The 21,228-nt window shown below is 41.3% G+C and carries 15 protein-coding genes; 7 read left to right on the top strand and 8 right to left on the bottom strand.

Annotated features, from left to right (window positions below; genetic code table 11):
- The first annotated feature begins 57 nt into the window (after positions 1 to 57).
- Together dpdE and RM368_RS02965 are read left to right on the top strand one after the other, a co-directional pair.
- Complete coding sequence (dpdE, locus tag RM368_RS02970) at positions 58 to 3,366, top strand: protein DpdE (protein WP_322692670.1); 3,309 nt, start codon at positions 58 to 60, stop codon at positions 3,364 to 3,366.
- 272 nt (positions 3,367 to 3,638) lie between these two features.
- The gene (locus tag RM368_RS02965) at positions 3,639 to 4,442 is read left to right on the top strand and encodes an SDR family NAD(P)-dependent oxidoreductase (RefSeq protein ID WP_322692669.1); all 804 of its coding nucleotides are present in this window, start codon (positions 3,639 to 3,641) and stop codon (positions 4,440 to 4,442) included.
- A gap of 28 nt (positions 4,443 to 4,470) precedes the next feature.
- Here the strand turns inward: RM368_RS02965 and RM368_RS02960 are convergent, their stop codons facing one another.
- The 3 genes from RM368_RS02960 to RM368_RS02950 all read right to left on the bottom strand — a co-directional run bounded on the left by RM368_RS02960 (position 4,471) and on the right by RM368_RS02950 (position 7,874).
- Entirely contained in the window at positions 4,471 to 5,490 is a 1,020-nt protein-coding gene (locus tag RM368_RS02960; protein ID WP_322692668.1) for a tRNA-dihydrouridine synthase family protein, read from the bottom strand.
- 192 nt (positions 5,491 to 5,682) lie between these two features.
- Complete coding sequence (locus tag RM368_RS02955; protein ID WP_322692667.1) at positions 5,683 to 7,035, bottom strand: serine/threonine-protein kinase; 1,353 nt, start codon at positions 7,033 to 7,035, stop codon at positions 5,683 to 5,685.
- A gap of 248 nt (positions 7,036 to 7,283) precedes the next feature.
- Positions 7,284 to 7,874 carry a flavodoxin family protein gene (locus RM368_RS02950; protein ID WP_322692666.1) on the bottom strand — a complete coding sequence of 197 codons (591 nt, stop codon included), beginning with the start codon at positions 7,872 to 7,874 and terminating at the stop codon, positions 7,284 to 7,286.
- A 158-nt stretch (positions 7,875 to 8,032) separates the two neighbouring features.
- Here RM368_RS02950 and RM368_RS02945 point away from each other — a divergent pair, with 158 nt between their 5' ends.
- Positions 8,033 to 8,530 carry a GNAT family N-acetyltransferase gene (locus tag RM368_RS02945; protein WP_322692665.1) on the top strand — a complete coding sequence of 166 codons (498 nt, stop codon included), beginning with the start codon at positions 8,033 to 8,035 and terminating at the stop codon, positions 8,528 to 8,530.
- A gap of 205 nt (positions 8,531 to 8,735) precedes the next feature.
- Positions 8,736 to 9,470, top strand: coding sequence for a CpcT/CpeT family chromophore lyase (locus RM368_RS02940; protein WP_322692664.1), 735 nt, complete (start codon positions 8,736 to 8,738; stop codon positions 9,468 to 9,470).
- Positions 9,471 to 9,526: 56 nt separating this feature from the next.
- Here the strand turns inward: RM368_RS02940 and RM368_RS02935 are convergent, their stop codons facing one another.
- The 3 genes from RM368_RS02935 to RM368_RS02925 form a co-directional block, all read right to left on the bottom strand.
- Positions 9,527 to 10,087, bottom strand: a complete 561-nt coding sequence (locus RM368_RS02935) for a hypothetical protein (RefSeq protein WP_322692663.1) — start codon at positions 10,085 to 10,087, stop codon at positions 9,527 to 9,529.
- A gap of 505 nt (positions 10,088 to 10,592) precedes the next feature.
- On the bottom strand, positions 10,593 to 11,942 hold the full coding sequence (locus RM368_RS02930; RefSeq protein WP_322692662.1) for a cytochrome P450: 1,350 nt from the start codon (positions 11,940 to 11,942) through the stop codon (positions 10,593 to 10,595).
- A 65-nt stretch (positions 11,943 to 12,007) separates the two neighbouring features.
- The gene (locus tag RM368_RS02925) at positions 12,008 to 13,900 is read right to left on the bottom strand and encodes a lipoxygenase family protein (RefSeq protein WP_322692661.1); all 1,893 of its coding nucleotides are present in this window, start codon (positions 13,898 to 13,900) and stop codon (positions 12,008 to 12,010) included.
- Between the two features lie 635 nt (positions 13,901 to 14,535).
- On the opposite strand from RM368_RS02925, the gene RM368_RS02920 reads away from it, so the two are divergent.
- Together RM368_RS02920 and recR are read left to right on the top strand one after the other, a co-directional pair.
- Entirely contained in the window at positions 14,536 to 15,573 is a 1,038-nt protein-coding gene (locus RM368_RS02920; protein ID WP_322692660.1) for an aldo/keto reductase, read from the top strand.
- Positions 15,574 to 15,802: 229 nt separating this feature from the next.
- Entirely contained in the window at positions 15,803 to 16,360 is a 558-nt protein-coding gene (gene recR / locus RM368_RS02915; RefSeq protein ID WP_322692659.1) for a recombination mediator RecR, read from the top strand.
- Between the two features lie 100 nt (positions 16,361 to 16,460).
- Here recR and RM368_RS02910 read toward each other — a convergent pair whose 3' ends face one another.
- Both RM368_RS02910 and ada read right to left on the bottom strand, forming a co-directional pair.
- Entirely contained in the window at positions 16,461 to 17,138 is a 678-nt protein-coding gene (locus RM368_RS02910) for a DNA-3-methyladenine glycosylase 2 family protein (protein ID WP_322692658.1), read from the bottom strand.
- Between the two features lie 52 nt (positions 17,139 to 17,190).
- Positions 17,191 to 18,297: a bifunctional DNA-binding transcriptional regulator/O6-methylguanine-DNA methyltransferase Ada gene (ada, locus tag RM368_RS02905; protein WP_322692657.1), complete on the bottom strand. Its 1,107-nt coding sequence runs from the start codon at positions 18,295 to 18,297 to the stop codon at positions 17,191 to 17,193.
- 290 nt (positions 18,298 to 18,587) lie between these two features.
- Between ada and RM368_RS02900 the strand changes: the two genes are divergently transcribed.
- Positions 18,588 to 21,218, top strand: coding sequence for a PAS domain S-box protein (locus tag RM368_RS02900; RefSeq protein WP_322692656.1), 2,631 nt, complete (start codon positions 18,588 to 18,590; stop codon positions 21,216 to 21,218).
- Positions 21,219 to 21,228 lie beyond the last annotated feature (10 nt).

The raw sequence follows: 21,228 nt of genomic DNA, 5'->3' as shown, positions 1-21,228 counted from the left end.
ATATGGGCTAAAAACTACTCTGGAAGGTTCTTTTAGTGTGTTCAGGGGACTGGATCTATGATTAAGCTTGGTTTATTGGTACAGTCCCAGAATAACTCTTTGGGTATCGGAAAAGTTACGGAAATATCTGATACTAATGCAAACGTTGAGTATTTCTGCTCTATAGGGCAACGTCTCCAAAAAACTTTACCTTTAAGTTCGCTCTCGCAAGTGAAGCTGGAACCCCAGGCTCGATGCTATATTAAGTCCCAAACTCAGGATAAATGGATAGTAGGCAGAGTTTTTATTTGGGATGATGATACAGAAATGTATCAAATTGATTTACCAGATAAGAAAACTGCGATCGCATCTGTTGAAGATATTTACGTTCGTTGTAATCTACCAAATACAGACCCCATCCAAACTCTAGCGATGAAGGGTCACGAAACGCCCTATTTCCACGACAAAAGATTGGCTTTCGTGAAATCCTTAATTCAGCAACGCGCTGTCAGTCGCGGGATGACGGGACTGATTTCGGCAAATATTAATCTTTATCCTCACCAAGTTGAAGTAGTGCGGCGGGTACTGGAAGACCCAATTCAACGCTACTTGTTAGCAGACGAGGTGGGACTGGGAAAAACCATCGAAGCGGGTGCGATTCTGCGTCAATTTCTTCTCGATGAACCGAAAAAAGGTGCGGTGGTGATAGTTCCGCAATATTTGCTCAAACAATGGCGGACTGAGTTAGAAAACAAGTTTTACATCTCCCATTTTGGCAAACGGGTAGCGGTGCTGGCGGTTGAAGATATTCATAAAATCAACCTGAAAGCGAAGATAGGCTGCTTAATTTTAGATGAAGCCCATCATATTGCAGCAATGGCAACCTCTAAGGATGCAACAGTGCGCCAGCGTTTTCAGACTTGCAAAGAACTTGCTCATAAAAGCGATCGCTTACTTTTATTATCTGCCACTCCGGTTCTCAATCACGAGCAGGATTTTCTGGCGATGTTGCACTTGCTCGACCCGACAACCTATAAAATTGGCGATTTAGCAGGTTTTCGCGCCAAAGTTGAAAGCCGTCAGCAAATTGGTAAACTTCTGCTTTCTTTTAAAGAAGGTGCAGAGCCAAAGGTTCTCAAAAGCAACTTGCAGCAATTGCGAAACCTTTTGGCTGAGGATAAGTATTTACTGAAGCTGGCGGATGATTTGGAAAATTTACCAGCAAATTCTCCTGAACAAGAGCAAATCGTTCAAGCAATTCGCGTCCACGTCAGCGATATTTATCGACTACATCGGCGAATGCTTCGCAACCGTCGCGCGGCGGTGGAAGATGTGATATTTGACCGCAACTTTACGCCCAAAGAAGAGTATGATTTAGACGAGCGATCGCTTGATATCCACGAACTGCTCAATCAATGGCAAAGTGTTGCTCCTAATGAAAAGCCATATCAGCGAATTTTTCTGCTGTTATTTCTCGCTGCTGGTACTTGGTTAGGGATTTTAGAGCAGGTAATTACGGCGCGTTTAACTGCGAAACCTCATGCTAAACTCATCCAGGAGTTTAAAGAAGATGATGTTCGCCTGTTAACTACAACCCCCAAATTCTCAGGAGAAGAAGAGATTCTCCAATCCTTACTAAAAATTATTCGTCAACCTCAAGAGGACGGACAGCGGACGGAAAATTTAAAAACAGTGCTGCTGAATCAGCTAGGTACATATTTCAAAATTCCCGCAAACGTTCGGAAGAATCAAAAGGAATTCATCACCAGGATACAGCAGAGAATTAAAAGACCAATTGCTGGCGATATTCTGCCCAAATTTGTTGTGTTTACCAGTTTTGTGCAAACTTGTGGCGAAATTGTCCGGTATTTATCTGATACCTTTGGTGCAGAGACAATAGCCAGCCATCAATTTGGAGAATCACCAGACAAAGTTGAGGAAGGCTTAAATCGGTTCAAGAATAACCCCAACTGCTTTATTTTAGTATGCGATCGCTCTGGAGAAGAAGGGCGTAACCTCCAGTTTGCCGATTGGTTAATTCATTTTGACCTGCCTTGGTCGCCTAATCAATTAGAGCAGAGAATTGGTAGACTTGACCGCATTGGCAGCAAAATTGGCATCCAATCTAGTGCCTTGATTGGCCCCTATTTGGAAGATAGCCCTCACAATGCTTGGTATAAAGTATTAAAAGATGGGTTTGGTATTTTCCAGCAATCAATTGCCAGTCTCCAGTTTTATGTTGATGAGAAACTTGCAGAATTAGAAACAGTTTTGTTTCAATCAGGTGCGGCTGGATTGTTAGAGATGGTTTCACCAATCCAAGAGCAAATTGAAGCGGAAATCGCCAAAATTAGCGAACAAAATGCTCTCGATGAAATTGATGCAAACCATGAAATTGCTACCGAGTATTTTCAAGAGCTAGATAATTACGATGCTCGTCATCTAGAAATGAAACGAGCAATTGAAGGCTGGATTTGCGACGCGCTGGGATTCAGAGGACTAAATAACCCCGATTCATCAGAGATGCGACGTTATCAACCTACAACGCGGACATTGGTGCCGATAAATGAGTTAAAAGACCGTTTTGCTGAGAGTTATCTAGACCAATTTGGTACTTATAATCGCAGAGTGGCAAACCAGAAAGCTGGTGTTAAACTCTTTCGAGTTGGCGAAGGATTTATCGAAGCACTCTTGAACTATATCAACTGGGATGACCGAGGTGAAGCCTTTGCTCTGTGGCGCACTGATGCATCTTGGGATGCGAAAGAAGGGAAAGAGTGGTTCGGTTTCCAATGCAATTATGTAGTCGAGGCAAATTTGAAAATTGCCAAACAAGTTTTACTAGATAACAAACTAGATAATTCTCAATTCAAAAACTTGCAGCGCCGCGTTGATGCTCTATTTCCACCAATTATAGAAACTATCTATGTTGATGGTCGCAAGCAGCCAATCCGGGTTGTTGAGGATAAAGCTCTTTTAAGTATTCTGCAACGTCCATATAAAGATAAAAACAATAATCAAGGACGAGATTACAACTTAGCAAAAGAGCGCTTAGGAATTATTGACGATTTTGTCGATCCTAGTAAATGGCAAAATTTTTGCTATCAAGTGCGTAACGCTTCTTCCGAATTACTTGCCAATCGTCCCGATTTTATTGATTTATGTCAAAGTTGTGCTAAAGTCGCCGAAAAAAAATTAGCCAATAGAGTAGAACAATTACGACTACGTTTAAATCAGCAAAATTGGGATAACGCATTAGCTGAAGAATTGAAGATAGAAACTGCTTTAAATGCAGCCATTCTAGAGGGAATTCGCCAGCCACTTCTGAGACTTGATTCTGTGGGTTTTATTGTAGTATCGGGGCGATCGCTTGTGCAATTTGAGTGATATGGTGTGTGATTAAATAGCTTTGGTAATTCTAATTGAGAGCTTGAGATCCCCGACTTCTTTAAAGAAGTCGGGGATATTTTTGTTCTGGTGTTACTGATGAAATTGCTATAAAAACATATACAGCAGTTCTTAAATAGATGATGTACAAAGTGCAGCACTGCTAAAATTATGTTTTTATTGAGAACAAATAAGATTTAGAAAAAACGTGACTATTAGGCAGGGTGTAGTCCATCGCAGTATCAAAGAATTCACAAGCAAAAGGAGAACCGATGACTGATAAAAAGGTCGTGCTAGTAACAGGAGCATCATCTGGATTTGGGCTGTTAACTGCTCAAAAGCTTGCTCAAGAAGGTTACTGGGTCTTCGGCACTAGTCGCAAGGAACATCCGACTGTACAAGATGTGGAAATGTTAACACTCGATGTTACCTCTGAGTCTTCAGTCCAATCATGTATCAAACAGTTGCTTGCGCAGACTAATCGCATTGATTTACTGATTAACAATGCTGGACAAATTCATGCCAGCATGATTGAAGAAACTTCTTTAGAACAAGCCAAGGAGGTTTTTGAAACCAATTTTTGGGGTATTGTCCGAGTTAGCAATGCTGTTTTGCCAGTTATGAGACAGCAGCGTAGTGGGCATATTATTAATATCAGTTCAGTGGCGGGATTGATTGGCGCACCAGGCCAAGGTTTTTACAGTGCAAGTAAGTTTGCACTCGAAGGTTATAGCGAAGCATTGAGCGTGGAACTAGACCCTTTCAATATTAAAATATCTTTAATTGAGCCTGGTTACTTTAAGACCAACTTCAACCACGCCATGTTGTCATCCACATTGAATTACGCTGATTACGACAATGTACGCGATGTGATTCGCTCAACTGTTAGTCAAGCAATTGCACAAGGCGACGATCCTGAAAAAGTCGCACAGACGATTCTATTTGCTGCTCGTAGTCGGTTGCCACGATTACGCTATCGTGTTGGCAATGAGGCACAATGGTTGCCTCGCTTAAAAGCAATATTGCCAGATCGCTTATTTCGATTTGGTGCGCGCAAGCGGTTGAATTTACCATAAATCACAACCAAATCGACAACGCCCGATATCACACGCTCAAAGAAGGTACTAAGGCTAAAGTTTTTGTCAGATCGGTAAGGAGAACGCGATCGCACAGGTTAAACAATTCTGCCTCAGTAGAAGTATGTCGCATCAACCGTAAAAAATCACCTTCAGTATCAACACTCAGGGCAATGTAGTTGAGGAACATTTTCAGATAGCCGACGCGCGATCGCTCTGGCATATTTGCTGCTGTGGGGGTTTGCCATAAACGATCGATATAGTTGCGTACCTCCGCCAAAGGAACGGGTGCGATCGGTTCTTTTCGCAAAGCTTGCCGAATTTGATTAAAAATCCAAGGATTCCCGATCGCCCAGCGTCCCACCATCACACCCGCCGCGCCCGTTTGAGAAAGCACTTTAACAGCAGTTGTCGCCGAGTTGATATTGCCATTAGCCAGCACTGGACAATCGACTCGTCTAACTGCTTCAGCGATTAAATCATATTTCACTGCCCCGTGGTACATATCTTTGACGGTGCGACCATGCAAAGAGAGCAAATCAATGTTGTGGCGATTGATTATATCTAGAATTTTGTCAAAATTATCTGTATTTTCAAAGCCTACGCGCATCTTGACAGTCAAAGGGCGATCGCTAACTGCTTGCCGTAGTTCTCCCAAAATCCGATCTACTTTTTCCGGCAAGAGCAGCAATCCACCCCCAACATTTTTGCGATAGATTCTAGGTGCTGGACAGCCCATGTTCAAGTCAACTCCAGCGATATTATAGTTGCAGAGTTCCTTTGCTGTTCTGACTAAATCTGGAATGCTTTCGCCAATCATTTGCGCAAAAACGGGACGACCCGTGTCGTTTTCGGTGATTGCTGCTAAGATGCCACGATTGAGCCGTGAAGTATCATTGACGCGGAAATATTCGGTGAAAAAGTAGTCAGGGCTGCCATACTGGGCAATCACCTTCATAAACCAGAGGTTAGTCACATCCTGCATGGGCGCAAGAGCGGTGAGGGGTAGGTGTGGATAGAACGATTGGGGGAGCGATACCTGGGGCATAAATAATCAATTCAAAATTCAAAATTCAAAATTCAAAATTCAATTCAGCCACCCACAAAGGGGAGCCACTCTCGTGGGAGGGTTTCCCACTTGCGGGCGAGGTTTTAAACCTAACTTTTTTCATAAAGATGAAGAGCGATCAACAGCAAGTAGGTTGATTAGTAATCTTATTCAACAATTTTTTTATAAAAACTAACTAATACCACAAGCTGCTAATTTTACAGCTAAAGCATCCGGGTAGCGCCACAGTTGAGAACCACCAATCCAAAGACGTGAGGGTAAATGACCGATTGGTGCTTTGAGACTAAAATTGAATTCCGAATTGGCAGAACTAGAATTGTATATATGCCAACCAACTTGATGACAAAAAATTCCATAGTCGCCATTGACGTTTTTGTAAATAAGTGTCTGTATGCTAAAACCAAAGCGTTTATGACTATAATTTACCCATAAAAAGTCAATAGTCTGCAAATCTTCACAGGGAAGTTTTTCAAGATCGCTACTAAATATATAGCTACCTCTAGGCTTTGCTAGCGCTTGACATATTAGTTCCCAAGTTTCTCGATCTGCTGATTCCCATTTTCCCTTTGCTAATAAATCACGCAAATGCGTATAATCAATAGTATTTACTGTACGATAATTAGAAATATTTAGCAATTTATTTGGTTGTTGCTCCAGTGTCTGTAAAACTTCTGTTGCCGATTGGAAGCGTTGCCAAACGGCATTTTGTAAAAGTTTATCTAAGATTTCACAGAGGTGAACGCTAACAGTATTGAATGCTGGTAAATGTTCTTGCCATACCCAGCGATCGCTAGCAATATCGAACAAATCAAAGGGAGAAACATTGGTGAGTAAGTAAATACATGTTACACCCAAGCTGTAAAGATCGCTGGCTGGCAATGCCTTTCCTCGCATTTGTTCGGGAGCGATATATTCTGGGCTACCTACTATGGTGCCTGTACGAAGCTGCTTCATCTTATTGGCGAATTTAGCAACTCCGAAATCGATTAAAACCAGGTCTCCTCGACCCGAACGGCGCATAATATTTTCCGGTTTAATATCTCGGTGGATTACTTGTCGGGAATGGATAAATTGCAATGTAAGCAATAAACTTTTTAATATCTCCCAAATTTGCGGTTCTTGAAAAACGCCCTGTTTTTGTAATTCCTGAGCGAGTGTTTGTCCATCTATTAATTCTTCAACTATATAAAACTTCTGATTTTGTTCAAAGTGCGCTAGTAATTTGGGTATTTGAGAGTGTTCTAGTTCATTGAGACGAAGGGCTTCTTGATGAAATAAATTGACAGCCTTGTGCCAAATCTCAGTATTTTCTTTTTGAAAACATAGTTGTTTGACCGCACATTTGGGTCGATCTGGAAGATGTTCATCAATAGCTAAAAACGTTCTCCCAAAGCCACCGCTTCCAATGACCGCAAGTGGACGATATCGCTGTTTAAGTAATAATTCCTGACCACAACTATTGCAAAAACGAGAACTGTCAGAATTTTGTGGACGTAGGCAATCAATATTGGTACAGTAGCTCATACTACAGGAGTTCTATTTGTTGGAATTACTATATATAAAGTATTCCCATTAGAAAAGCACTCTTACTAGTAGAAAAAACAGCGATGCTGAGGTTGGGCTACGCCTACGCACTTTGCACTTTAGAAGTTTTGGTTGGCATAGTAGCAGTGTACTGCTTGTTTCACGCGATCGCTGTTTTGGTACAACTTTGACTCTTTGAATTTTTTATCAAATACAAGGGTGCTATAACCGAATACAAGTGTTAAAAGCTACTTAACCCAACGTTTAGTTGCCTCTGCAATGCGTTCCCCAAAGCGTAGTGAAGTCAGATAATCGCCGGAATCTAGCACTGGTTCTTTGCCACTCATATCGAGTTGACTTTGACCCATTACACCTAGAAATCCTCCTAATCGATTTACCCCATCATCTTTACCAGATAAAAAGCTTTGCAAGTCTCCCACATTTACCCAAATCATGCCATGTTGAGCTGCGTTGGTAGCTAAATAGAGGAGTGTACCTTGTTTATCGCCACTGGGAGAGCTGGAATGGGTAAAACCTCCAGCGATTTTATCTTTCCATCCGTGTCGGAACCAAACTTCGCTAGCAGCATCAATAAATGTCTTGAACTGAGCCGCAACACCACCCATATAAGTAGGAGAGCCAAAAACAATTGCATCAGCTTGATTGAGAGTTGCTATTACCTCATCATTCTTCCAACGACCATTGACTATCTGCTCTCCAGTAACGCGTAGCAGTTCAACAGTAGTGTCTTTAACTTTACTTGCACCTTCAGCAATAGCTTGGGCCATAAGATGAGTATGACCTGCACCAGAAAAATAGATAATCGCAACGGTGGGCATAGGAGGTTTAGTTAAAATTTTGACTGAAACTGAACGAGAAATATCATAAAGACTACTGGCTTATAAAGTAAAGCAGTCAATCTTAAAGTCATTTCTGTTATTCTTCTAAAAGAAAATTCTTTTGCTCCAAGTCTTTCTCCTATTTATATTAACCAGGTATGTGTCTCAATGATGTAGCGATCGACCGTGCCAGCCCCAGTGATGTTACTGGAATCGTCAAGTTGGCCCAAGCCAATGACGCAGAACATGGTGGTATGTTATTAGGTCATCTTGAGCCAGAGGCTGTGATGATGACTATATCTACAATGCCGAGCGTTGTAGCCCGTAAAGATGATCGAGTTGTGGGATTCTTACTCAGTTGGTCAAAGACAACTGCTAATCTACCAATTATAAAGGTGATGTTAGAAACCTATCCTGGTACAAAAGATGCTTACTTGTATGGCCCTATTTGTGTTGATGAAACGATGCGTGGGCAAGGTATTGCTGCGGTAATGTTTGCTAAGTTGAAAGATTTGCTACCAAAGCGGGAAGGAATACTGTTCATCAAGGCAAACAACAAAGCATCACTTCAAGCACATCAAAAGATGGGTATGTGTAAAATGGCAGAGTTCATCTATGAAGGCACTGAATTTTTGATATTCGCCTATAATAGCTAACTACTTGATAAGTTCTCTTTAAAATTAAACTGAGTAGCTAATCTAAATAATTGAACTTATTTACTACTTGCTTAATCTGGAAAATGACACAAGAGGGTTATTAGCCAACAGCTAAGGAATTTATTTCATGACGGAAAATGGAGCTTGATAGTGTAAATTATTTATCCATAAGTCTGTAATCTGCTCTTGTTGGAATCTAACCTCTATGCATTTACTTAAAGTATCAATTTTGACATTTTTTGTTACTACATTTTCATTTGTTCAACAAAGCCATGCTGATACCAGTGCGCCACCAATTAAGACACAGGTTCAGCAAGTAGCACAGTGGTTCACTGGTTTTTTTGATAACGCTCAACAGGTTGCTAATAGCCCCTCTGTGCCATTAATTACTATATCAAGTTGTAGTGTTCAACTGGATGGTACTAATCCTTTGGCTGAAACACAGAACGTTTATCTAGAGCAAGAAAGCCCAGGTTTTGAGCGGCTACGTCTTTATTCTTTTAATCAAGAAAATTTGGCTGTGAATCTAAGTATTAACAGCTTTTTAAATGAAAATACTGTACGCGGGTTATGCAATCATTCTCCATCTAGGCGACAGCTTAGTGTTAACAATGTTGAGAAGAATACCTGTAATCTGCAACTATTTTGGGAGCCGAACAGCTACATTGGCAATAACGCTCCCAATGGCTGTATAACAAATAATGGCTTCAAAGTGGTTTCTGATATAACTATTGAGCAAAGTAGCATCGACTCCTTAGACAAAATTTTTGACAAGAAAGGCAATTTACTTGTAGCCACACCCATTGAATTCCGTCGAGTTAATTCTGTTCCGGAACCCTCTGTCATATTCGGGTTGCTGGCTTTGGGAATTTGGAGTACAAAAAATGCAATTTCAGATTGGCAAAAACAGAAATTAAAGAAGAATAAAATCTGTATTTAAAGTTAGCGATGTAGGGCGATAAGGCTTTAAGCTTTAGCTGACTAACCTAAGCCGAATCAATTTGAGTGGCGTTGAATTACTAAACATTCATTTTGTACTCTGGTAAGCATATCGTTAAAAGCAGGAGTATAACAACCATCTTTATCAACAACCTTACGGAGAGTATACTCACCAGCACGAGAAAGTCCGCCGAACCAAACGTTATTTCTGTGCCAAATATCTCCATTGAGAGAATTTTTGTCTTGGGACATTGTGAAACTGACAATTGATTTTGGAATTGATATTCCTAGAAAAACAGGTGTGACTTGAGCTTGTTGCAAAGTTTCATCTTCAAACTGAATTTTGTAACTTACTCTAAACCATTGAATTGAACGTAGTAATATCCAGCCAGCAATCGAGTCATGAAAAGTCCACTGTAGCGGGGCAAATATCGGTAAAAGCAAAGTTCTATTCTGTATATCCCATTCTAAATTGTACATAGTAATGCAAGTATCTGGCAGTGGATTGCCATCCATAAAAAACACACCTTTAAGGACAGATGGTAAGTTTGTTTCTTTAATTGGAATCATCCAGGTTGCAATATTATTAAGTTGCTTCTTTTCAATTAATTCAGCCATATTATTTGTAATTACTTACTTTGTGCTAAAAGAATACCTAAATTTTTAACAAACCGAGTCAGAGAAAGATGAGTAATCTGGCGCTAGAAAAAGAGTAAAATCAACTCAAAAATCCAGAACAATTACCAAATTATATTCCGCATGATAAGTAGGGTTTCACTAGATGTGCATTGGTGTCAACTTAACGTGAAAGCCAGCATATAATACCATTTTGGATTTTAGATTTTAGATTTTGGATTGTGAAACATCCATTGGATAAATGTTTCAGTTTTCCATCTGTCGCAATCATTTTTCAAATTGGTATAACAAGCTTTTAGATATTGTCTCGTTGTCTCGTTGTCTCTTTCCCAGTCTCAAACTGGGAATGCCGTCCTAGAGGCTCCGCCTCCCTTGCTGGCGGCAGCAGCCCCATTGAAGTGCATTTCCAGCCCAGAGGCTGGAAACGAGATTTAATAGATGAAAACTGACCAATGACACCTGTGTGTCCCTACTGTAAGTCTCTTACTCACAGTCGTTGAGCAAAACCTTGTAGTACTAAATTATTAGGAGTAACGGCAGTCACTTTTTCAAAATCCCATTTGACTTCTGTAATTGAGTCCCATTGATAGTTGTGGAACAGATGTAAACAGAAAATTTTGATAAAGCCAATTGATAAAGATTTACCAGGACAGGCTCGTTCATGCTCTTCGCCATTCCAAGATAAGATATCTGAAAAATTCCGTGTTAGGTCAAAATCATCTGGATTTTGGTATCTATTGGCATCCCGATTAGCTGTAAGAATAGAGCCAAGCAAGCGAGTACCTTTTTGGAATGGACATTTTTGTTTTCCAATCTCAACTTCACCTGCTTCAGTGGTGAGTTGGCTAACAAATCGCACAGGTGGATAGAGACGAGCCGTTTCTAAAATCACTTGATTGAGAAGTGTTGACTTTTCTAGAGCGTCTGAATCTAAAGTTTTCTTGCCATTCCAGACTGCATTCACCTCTGACACTACATTATTTCTGAGGGTATTATCTAAGCAAAGAACACCAATCACAGATCCTAAAAGCGCACTCGTGCCGGCAGTTCCGGCGATATGAATCATATCGAAAAGGGTATTAGCAATTTGGTGTTCGTTCAACTGATACTGAGCGCCTGTTTCAAAGTAAGATGCCCATTTAGGTGATTGTTTATATCGGTTAATTAAATATTGACGATGCCGAATTTTTGGCGCTGTTAATATTGCCAGCAGATACTTGCTGATAAAATTAGGCAAGGATGCAAGAGCCAAATTTTTAATGTAACTATCGGATGCTGTGATTTCTTCCTCAGATAAAGATATCTGAAAAACCAGTTGATGCAAACTCGACAGCATAATCTTTGGCAAATCGTTGCCGATGTGTAATTTGCCTTGTTTAGCAGCCTCTAACAGGCTTTGCTCAACTAAATCCCTTAAAAAGTCTATCTGCCCTGACGGTTCTGGTAAAGCTTGTAAGATTACAGTACGTAGTCCTGTGTGTTCGTTACCGTTTGTTCCCAAGCTCAGAGGATTATCCAGCAAGTAGCTTGGAGCTAATATTCTGATGATACCTAAATCATTTCCTCGCAGTTGTGGTTGGGTTTGCATTAGTTCTTTCACCTGGGAGTGAGAGGAATGCATAATTGCTTGGTCTACTGCAAAATACTTGTCTCCAATATTGTCTTTACGGATGTAGAGAAAGTCCCGCCATGCATTGAGCATGATTGACGCATCCATGTAATAAAAAATCAAGCGGAGAAACTTGCCGATCGCAGTATCGTAACCTACTTTAGCTAGTATAGGTGCAAGCCAAAGCTGGCGATCGTGATTTTTGAGGACTTTATCTTTAAGTGTCATGGTATTTATTTTGGGTCATTAATCATTTGTCATTTGTCATTGGTCATTGGTCATTTGTCTCTAATTCAGATATTGATGCTCTGAGGAATTTTAGAAGGAAGTAGATACTCATAGGGTGGACGGTGTAAATTACGTTGCTTGATGGTATCTTCTACCTGTTGAAGATTACTCTGGAATGTTTGTAGCAATGGTTTTACTTTTTGGTCTGTAAAGTATCCTTGCTGATAATCGCCCAGCTTGTTGTAGTACACAGACCCTAACAAGCTGAGTAGGTTGTATTGCCGTTGCGCCTGATCTAAGGGAGGGAGCAAATTAAGGTAGTCTTGCTCAGTAACTTCTCTTTTGAGAGTTGAGGCTGGTAAATAACCTGCCAATGGTATGGCTGCGGCGTAGCCCATAAAATCTTTTTGCGGAAAGTTAACCGCAGCGTGTTGGGCGCTGGCAGTGAAAATAATCAGCGTAGTGGCATCAATCAGGTAATTGAGCGTTTTGATGCCTCCATCTTCGCCAAAATCGGGGATGCGACCACCATCGTAAGCTGGGATTTCGGCTGCCCACGCTTGCAATGCTCTATCTTTTTGAATGTCTTCATCGGTGGGGTAGTAAAGGTTCAGGTAGTCTGCAACCCATTGATGAATCGCATTCCAGACTAGTAGGGCATCATCTCGGTAAGGATAAACGGGCAAGAGGTTGGAATCGTCTACACCACGCTGTTGGAATTGCTTAGGTAAGATGGCGCTGTTAAAACCATAGCTTTGCAAGGCTAGCACTGCTAATACGCGAGAGTTATCGATTGATGATGAGAGTAATCTATCGACACCACCGCCTGGAGCTATGAGAATACGTTGGGCGGCATCGTTAATTGCTAAGGTGCTGTCAAAATGCGGGTGTAGTAGAATTCTTAAGGGATGGGTAAGTGGTAGTTGTCTTGCGGTGGCGATCGCAAAAGCACCAATCAATAAGTGAGTTCTTGCTAGGTGAGTAACAGCTTCGTGGTAGTTGGCATCTGCTATTTGGACTATTGTTTTGGCAAAAAGCCAAGCGTATTTACCTGAGTTAGGGGTAACAATTGGATAATCTGGGCCTGGGGTTTGACCGCATTGAATGGCTATCGGCCGCAATAAACGGGTGGGGTCTGAGCCTTTGGGTAAGGCAAACAGTGCTAGGGGAGCATAGAGATATTTTTGCTCGTGTGGGAATGTACCGTTGACCGCACCATCTAAAATTTTATAGTCAGCTAAGTAGAGTCTGCCTTCAAGTCCGGCTGCTGCTAATGAATCGTCAGTTCCCATCACTGCTTGGTAATGTTCTTCTGTGACTGGGAAGCGATCGCCTGGAGTCGTGACTCGCGCGATCGTGACGGGATTGTAGCCAGCCACTTGCATATAGGCAAATACTTCATCTTCTTGGTAAGTTTTAGCAATCGCTGGCACACCAATCACTTGAAACAAATTTTCGTAATCCTTGAGACTGGTTGCATGTCCTGTCGGCTGTCCTTCGTATAGAAGGTTAATTATCCTATTTAGAGCATCTCTGAGGATCACAAGTCCGTTTTCTTTCAAAATAGAATAAAAAAGATCGTCGAGTTCTCTAACATCCTTAGAGATGCCTCTGAGTAAAAACTGAGGGATAATTTGCAAGATTCTTACCAGAATACTGATTTTTACTGGTACTGCTCCCTTGAGCAAGGCTTCTAAAATAAACTTTTCGACATCATCACGAATCGATTTAGAACCTTGATTGCCTCTGTTGACAATCAAGGTATTAATAAACACAATTCGTAACTGCTGGGCTAATAAAAAATACCAGTTAGTGGTGAACTCTTCGGCAATAGAAAGCTGATCTAGCATTGCAATTGATGGAATATGGATGTAGTTATATTGATACTCTTGCCTAGCTATATCTAAAGTATGAGTACTTGATGAACTGATTAAATTTTCTGGTGATGAAGCAGTCATTGACTCTACTCATGTTTAGTACGGGAACTTTAATAGTTTAAGGTAAACAGGTTTGATTTACCTAAACGTATTATCGCAATCAATTTTAAAATTACGATTTTTCTAAATAAATTTTCTCGATTTTATCAACTCTTGAACCACGCCCTAAATGCTTTACGGACTTACGCAAACTCTACGAACTATTGGCTTTGTTGGCGTATTCTCTACGAGACGCTGCGCGTTGGCGTCAGCCTCTCGCAGAAAAGATGGTTCGATAAATTAAGCTTTTTGGCTATTTTTGTATAAGTCCTGTGTTTAAAAATCTTGCAAGAAATGTTTAGCAATACAAATAATATTTGCCAAGATTTACAAACAATTCTCCCAGAAAACTTTCGGACTAAAGTATTGTGTTGGAGTTGACATTTGAACTACTTAAAAGAGAGCAGGAATATAACTATCAGATTCTTCCTCTGCTGCCGATGTCTCCAATGCTTCCTCTACTTACACAACGATAAAATATTTTTCTATCACCTTCCCTCTATCAAAAATCTATCTCTATTTCACTGCCTTTATCCTTCAACAGCTAGAAGCAACGAATTTTGCTTTATGCAAAGCTATGAAAGAAAGTTATCATACTGTGGTCAAAGGATAAATTTGTGGATATTAGCAGACGAAATTTACTGAAGGTAGTTTCTGCTTCTGGTTTAGGTGGAGCTGGGGTATTTGCTTTACAAGGTTTAACCAAACAGGTTTTAGCGCAAAATCAGTCTACCCCACTCCAGATTAAAAAAGGGGAAATGCTCTACAGGCAACTAGGACGCACTAAAGAACAAATATCTGTAATTGGTCTAGGTGGTCATCATATTGGTAGACCAAAAGATGAGCAAGAGGGTATTAATCTGATCCGTACTGCTCTCGATCGCGGAATTAATTTTATGGACAATAGCTGGGATTACCATAATGGAGGTAGCGAAATCCGCATGGGTAAAGCCCTGCAAAATGGTTATCGTCAAAAAGCTTTTCTGATGACTAAAATCGACGGTCGCACAAAGGCGGCGGCTGCCAAACAAATTGATGAATCTTTAAAACGTTTGCAAACAGACCACATTGATTTGTTACAGCATCATGAAGTCATTCGCATGGAAGACCCAGACCGGATTTTTGCCCCGGGTGGTGCGATGGAAGCAGTTGTGGAAGCACAAAAAGCTGGCAAGATTCGCTACATAGGCTTTACTGGACACAAAGATCCTTTAGTACACCTAAGAATGTTGGAAGTTGCCAATCAAAACAACTTCCGTTTTGATGCAGTGCAAATGCCATTAAATGTTATGGATGCCCATTTCCGCAGTTTTGAGAGGCAAGTTTTACCCAAACTGGTTCAAGACGGAATTGCTGTACTGGGGATGAAATCAATGGGCGACCAAAACATTCTCAAAAGCAATGTGGTGAAACCAATCGAATGTCTGCATTACGCGATGAATCTGCCAACTTCAACGGTGATTACAGGCATTGAAAGTATGCCTATCTTAAACCAGGCTTTCGAGGCAGTACGTACTTTTAAACCCATGAGTCAGGAACAAGTTAGAGCATTACTGAATCGGACTCGCCAAGCTGCTCTCAAAGGTCAGTATGAATTGTTTAAAACCACTAATCAATTTGATAGTACAGCCAAAAATCCTGAGTGGTTAGGATAAGTTTTTGCTAGGGCGTGTTTGAAAACTAAAGTTCACAGCAAACAAGCGTATATCCTGCTGTGGACACAAAACTAGTAGAGCGGCTGCAAAGTCCAGAACTGAGCGATCGCGAGTTGGAAGTGTTGCGCCTGATGGAATTACTCAAAAAATGTCATCATAGTTAAAGTCAAAACATTCTGGAGACAAGACAACGGTTTACGCACGCCCTTTAGCACGGTTAATTGAACAATTGCAACGCCTACCGGGAGTTGGCCCCAAAAGTGCTCAACGACTGGCTTTGCATATTTTGAAGCGACCAGAAGCAGAAGTAGAAGCTTTGGCGCAAGCTTTAGTTGAGGCAAAAAAACAGATAGGCTTGTGTTCTGTTTGCTTTCACTTATCTGCTGAACCTGTTTGTGAAATTTGCCGCAATGCCAACCGTGAAAACGACACTATCTGTGTTGTTGCAGATCCTCGCGATGTGATTGCATTAGAAAAAACCCGCGAATACAAAGGCAAGTATCATGTTTTAGGCGGGGTGATTTCGCCAATTGATGGAATTGGCCCAGACCAGCTGAATATACTCGCTTTGCAGCGCCGGGTAAGTCAGCAAAAACCTCAAGAAGTAATTCTGGCAATTAGTCCGAGTGTAGAAGGGGAGACAACAACCCTGTATATCGGTCAGCTATTGAAACCATTTACTAAGGTGACGCGGATTGCTTTTGGTTTACCTGTAGGTGGCGATTTGGAGTACGCAGATGAAATTACTTTGGCGAGGGCGTTGGAAGGACGCCGGGAGTTAGATTAAATTTTGAGGCGTTGCTGAATCAAGGGATGATTCTTGTAGGGTGGGCGACACGAGAGGCCTAAAATACAAGGGACGGGCTTTTCGACCCACCTCACAGGAGTTAATTGGATATTTTTTTATTTGTCAGTCCCTTATTCAGGTAATAATGCCATAGAAGTCTTGCCGCAACTGCTCGCCACGGTCGCCAGTGCTGTGTCATGGCTTCTAGTTGTGCTGGTGTTGGACGCGTCGCCAAGTTTTTGAGTTTTTGTAGAGCGATCGCGATCGCTAAATCGCCTTTAGGAAAGACATCAGGACGTTGCAGCGCCATGAGCAAATAAATATCAACTGTCCAGTCTCCGATACCTTTGAGGCGCTTTAACTCAGTTCTGATAGTAGTTTCGTCCATTGTTTGGAGCTTGGTTAGGTCAAGCTGACCGGTTGCGATCGCCTGAGCCAACCCACGACAGTATAAAATCTTTTGCCGACTAAATCCAATCGCTTTTAATTGAGCATCATCTAAAATCAGAAAATTTTCTGGCGTTAAAGTTACAACAACCGCACAAAGTCTTGTAAATACTGCTCTTGCAGCCGCTACAGAAACTTGCTGTTCCAGAATTATACACAACAGCGTTGCAAAACCCGCTTCTCTTGACCACATCGGTGGTGGCCCCAGTGTTTCTAAAATCCGAGCCAAATCGCTATCAAGATTGGCAAGCACCATTAAACCACGGGTTAAACTTTCTTCAGTCAGCGATTCTAGTTTAAGTGTTTGTGCAGCTGTTTCTTCCACTGTCATCTTTAAGAAATTTCAACCTAAAAAGAATAGGATACAGAGCAAGTGAATTGATTTATGGAGATTGTAATTTTGAATTTTGAATTTTGAATTTTGAATTCTCCTTTGGGGTTGATTCTTGTGTAAGCAGTTTTTGTTTGCGCTCAATCCCCCAGTGATAACCACCAAGACTGCCATCAGTCCACAGCACCCGATGACATGGTACAATCAGCGCGATCGGATTAGCGCCACAAGCATTACCTACAGCGCGGACTGCCTGGGGTTTGGCAATATTACGGGCAATATCAGCGTAAGTGCGGGTTTGGCCGTAAGGAATTTTTTGTAATGCTTCCCACACTTGTTTCTGAAATGCTGTCCCACGGACATCAAGTGGTAGATCGAGATTTGTTTCACCTCCTGCTATAAAGTCAAGAATTACTTGTATCCATTCCTTGTGTGTGTGGTCATCACGTCTGATGTGCGCTTGGTGAAATTCCTGGTTTAAGATATGTTCAAGCTTGTCTGCTTCATCACCTAGTTTAACGGCACAGATACCCTTCTCTGTTGTTGCCACCAGCAAATATCCTAGCGAACATAAAGCGATCGCATAAATAATGTTAATTGTTTTTCCAGCTTGTTGGTAAATTTTGGGTGTCATTCCTAATTGTTTAGGTGCTTTCTCATACAATTGGCTACTTGAACCATACCCCGTGTTGTAAACTGCATCAGCAATTTCTTCCCCCGACTGAAGACGCTGTTTCAATCGCTGGCTACGCAGCGCATCTGCATATTGAAAAGGCGATACGCCAATTATCTGCTTGAATATTCTTTGTAGGTAACTAGGACTCATTTCTACCTGAGAGGATAATTCCGATAAAGTTGGTATGCGATCAACTTGTGCTTCAATATATCGACATACTGCTAAGATTTTGGCTGTATTTGGAACTATTTCAGATTGTGGCTGACAGCGCTTACAAGGTCGAAAACCTGCAATTTCAGCATCTTGTACCGACTGGAAAAAACAAACTTGATTCCGATTCGGTCTGCGACTAGGGCAAATAGGTCGGCAATAAATGCCTGTGGAGCGAACACCGTAGAAAAACTTACCTTCAAAAGCAAAGTCTCGATTGAGAACTGCTTCCCATAGTGTTTCTTCTAAAATTTGTGTCTGTTGTAATTGCATTCATCCCTCCTCAAATCTATTGCAAAATACCCCACTTTGGATTGCCCATGATTAGTTTTTGCCTTTAGGTAAAACTAGATTAAATGTATCGTTAAACTACTTTCTATCTGATTGTTGCGATCGAAGTTGACGATCTCAGGGTATTCTGTCAGCACTCCTGAATGTCATTCGCTCTTTGACAAATGGTTCACCCGATTGGGTGAATGCGATCGCAGCATCCAGAACTACGCTGAAAGTAGAGCCACTTTTTTGCTCTTAGTGACCGCGCTGACAGCTAAAAAACTTTTACAATGGCTATGATTACCTTGAATATTATGCCAATTGCTTATATATCAAAGGGTCTAAGAGTGGATGAAATTGTAAAATCATCGCAGAAACCAGATTTTCTACCAGAGAAGATCCCCCTGCTGGAAACAATTGCTGCCAATTTAGCGGGAATGATTTTCCAAATTCTCCAACGGCAGGATGGTTCTGTATTTATTCCTTATATTAGTTCTGGTTGTAAATATTTGTATGAATTAGAACCAGAGGCTATACAGCCAGACTTTCAAATGTTATGCAAACTGATTTATCCACAAGATATAAAAGCTTTTACAGAATCTATTGCTGTTTGTCGTACTACTCTTACACCTTGGCATTGGGAAAGTCGGATTATTACGCCTAGTGGCAAACTTAAATGGATTCAAGGTACTTTGCAGCCAGAATTACAAGCAACAGGTGATTTTCTTTGGCATGGTTTGGTTATGGATATTACAGACCGAAAACAAGCCCAAGAAAAATTGCTTGAGAGTGAGGCACGATATAAAGCAATTTTGGATGCTATCCCCGATTTGATGTTTCGCATCAGCCGCGATGGCGAGTATCTAGATTTGAAAAGTGAGGGGGCAAATATCACTCTTTCGAGAGAAGAAATAGTTGGAAAAAATTTGCAAGAGTTATTGCCGAGTGATGTTGCAGCCATTAGCCAAGTAGCGATCGCTAAAACTTTAGATTCGGGAATTTTGCAAACTTGTGAATATCAACTACCAACATCTTTGGGAATCAAAGATTATGAGGCGCGATTGGTAGTTAGTGGTACAGATGAGGTACTAGCAATTGTCCGAGACATCACAGATCGCAAACAAGGGGAAGTCGCCTTACAAAATCTTGCCCAAAAATTTGCGAAAGCTTTTAGTTGCAGCCCCGATTCAATTACTATTAGCACGCTGCAAGAAGGACGCTTTATCGAAGTTAACGACAGTTTTGTGAATCTTTCCGGTTATGGGCGAGATGAGGCAATTGGTAAAACTTCTTTTGAATTAAATCTTTGGGTAAACGATCGCGATCGCCTAAACTTAGTGCAAGAGTTGCAAAGCACGGGAGTTGCTCGTAACTTAGAAATTGATTTTCGGCAAAAATCTGGCGAGATAATTACAACGCTGCTGTCAGCTGAAGTCATTGATTTGAATGGTATTCCTGCCATTTTAGCAGTGCATCACGACATTACAGAACGCAAACAAGTAGAAGCACAATTACGCTTTTGTGCCCAACGCGATCGCTTGTTGGCAGAAACCCTAGTAAGAATTCGGTCTTCACTGAAATTAGAGGAAATTCTTCAAACCACCGTGACGGAAGTCAGGCAATTTCTGCAAGCAGATCGAGTTTTCATTGGTTTAAATAATGCCAATTTAGGAGTCAAAACTCTTGCCGAATCAGTAGATCATAAGTATCCATCAGTCTCAGGTTGGTCTACTAATGATGAAGCTTATCTACAAGAATTAAGAAACTTATTAAAAGATAATCGTGTGCGTGTGGTTGAAGACGTAACGCAAATATCAGCATCTCCCAAAGTAAAAGCACACTGTCAAAAATTCCAAACCAAGGCTAGCTTGGCTGTACCAATTATGCTAGGCAATGAATTATTTGGGGCGTTAATTGCCAATCAATGTTCAGGGCCGCGTCATTGGCAGCCCATAGAAATTGATTTGTTACAGCAGATGTCAGAACAGCTAGCGATCGCGATTCAACAAAGTCAGATATGCCAAAAGCTAGCAGAACTCAACACTAATTTAGAATACCAAGTCCAAGAACGGACAGCACAGTTGCAGCAGAAAATGCAAGAAGTTGAAAATTTGCATCGTGTCAAAGATGTTGTTTTGCATACAGTTGCCCACGATTTACGAACTTCCGTGATGGGTAACTTGATGGTGTTAAAGAATTTATTAAATCAAGGGCAGGGGAGCAGGGGAGCAAAAGAGGCAGAGGGGCAGGGTGCGGGGGGCAGAGGGGAAAACTCTTCTCCCTTGCTCCCTGCTCCCTGCTCCCCTGCCTCTTCTGCCCAATCTTCAATTCCAATATCTCGCTCAATCATCGAGCGAATGATTCAGGGCAACGATCGCCAACTAACAATGATTAACTCATTGCTAGAAATTAATTCTTGTGAAAAACAGGGTATTGAAATCAAACTCGAACCTCTACAACTTAGCACCCTAGTGGGCGAATGTTCCTCTCAGTTGGAACCTATGCTGACACAAAATCAAGCGACTCTGAAGAACTTAATTCGGGCAGACTTACCGTTAGTAATGGCAGATGAGATTCGATTGCAGAAAGTTTTGGTCAATTTGATCGCACATGGCTTGCAAAATAATCCGCCAGGATTAAATTTTACCCTGAGCGCCACCGTTGAAGGGGGAATGATTCGCACTCAGATTCAAGATGACGGTGTGGGAATGAGTAAAGTAGAATGCGATCGCCTCTTCGATCTGCATGTCCGCGATCCTCAAGATTGCTGCTCTACAAGCATTGGCTTAAAAATGTATCTTTGTCGGAAAGTTATTAAGGCGCATGGCGGCGAAATCGGAGTTATAAATAACCGCAAGCGTGGGTTAACTTTCTGGTTTACACTACCTTTGGCAACTTCATCCGCAACAAATCGCCCATAAATCACCAAAA

This window comes from Nostoc sp. DedSLP03 (assembly GCF_034530815.1).
GTDB lineage: Bacteria > Cyanobacteriota > Cyanobacteriia > Cyanobacteriales > Nostocaceae > Nostoc.
The sequence above is the reverse complement of the archived record's forward strand: the minus strand, read 5'-3'. Positions and strand labels throughout refer to the sequence as shown.

Bases quoted from the DNA above. Each gene is read 5' to 3' on its own strand.
- dpdE (WP_322692670.1), top strand. From the start codon at position 58: ATGATTAAGCTTGGTTTATTGGTACAGTCCCAGAATAACTCTTTGGGT.
- RM368_RS02965 (WP_322692669.1), top strand. From the start codon at position 3,639: ATGACTGATAAAAAGGTCGTGCTAGTAACAGGAGCATCATCTGGATTT.
- RM368_RS02960 (WP_322692668.1), bottom strand. From the start codon at position 5,490: ATGCCCCAGGTATCGCTCCCCCAATCGTTCTATCCACACCTACCCCTC.
- RM368_RS02955 (WP_322692667.1), bottom strand. From the start codon at position 7,035: ATGAGCTACTGTACCAATATTGATTGCCTACGTCCACAAAATTCTGAC.
- RM368_RS02950 (WP_322692666.1), bottom strand. From the start codon at position 7,874: ATGCCCACCGTTGCGATTATCTATTTTTCTGGTGCAGGTCATACTCAT.
- RM368_RS02945 (WP_322692665.1), top strand. From the start codon at position 8,033: ATGTGTCTCAATGATGTAGCGATCGACCGTGCCAGCCCCAGTGATGTT.
- RM368_RS02940 (WP_322692664.1), top strand. From the start codon at position 8,736: ATGCATTTACTTAAAGTATCAATTTTGACATTTTTTGTTACTACATTT.
- RM368_RS02935 (WP_322692663.1), bottom strand. From the start codon at position 10,087: ATGGCTGAATTAATTGAAAAGAAGCAACTTAATAATATTGCAACCTGG.
- RM368_RS02930 (WP_322692662.1), bottom strand. From the start codon at position 11,942: ATGACACTTAAAGATAAAGTCCTCAAAAATCACGATCGCCAGCTTTGG.
- RM368_RS02925 (WP_322692661.1), bottom strand. From the start codon at position 13,900: ATGACTGCTTCATCACCAGAAAATTTAATCAGTTCATCAAGTACTCAT.
- RM368_RS02910 (WP_322692658.1), bottom strand. From the start codon at position 17,138: ATGACAGTGGAAGAAACAGCTGCACAAACACTTAAACTAGAATCGCTG.
- ada (WP_322692657.1), bottom strand. From the start codon at position 18,297: ATGCAATTACAACAGACACAAATTTTAGAAGAAACACTATGGGAAGCA.
- RM368_RS02900 (WP_322692656.1), top strand. From the start codon at position 18,588: ATGGCTATGATTACCTTGAATATTATGCCAATTGCTTATATATCAAAG.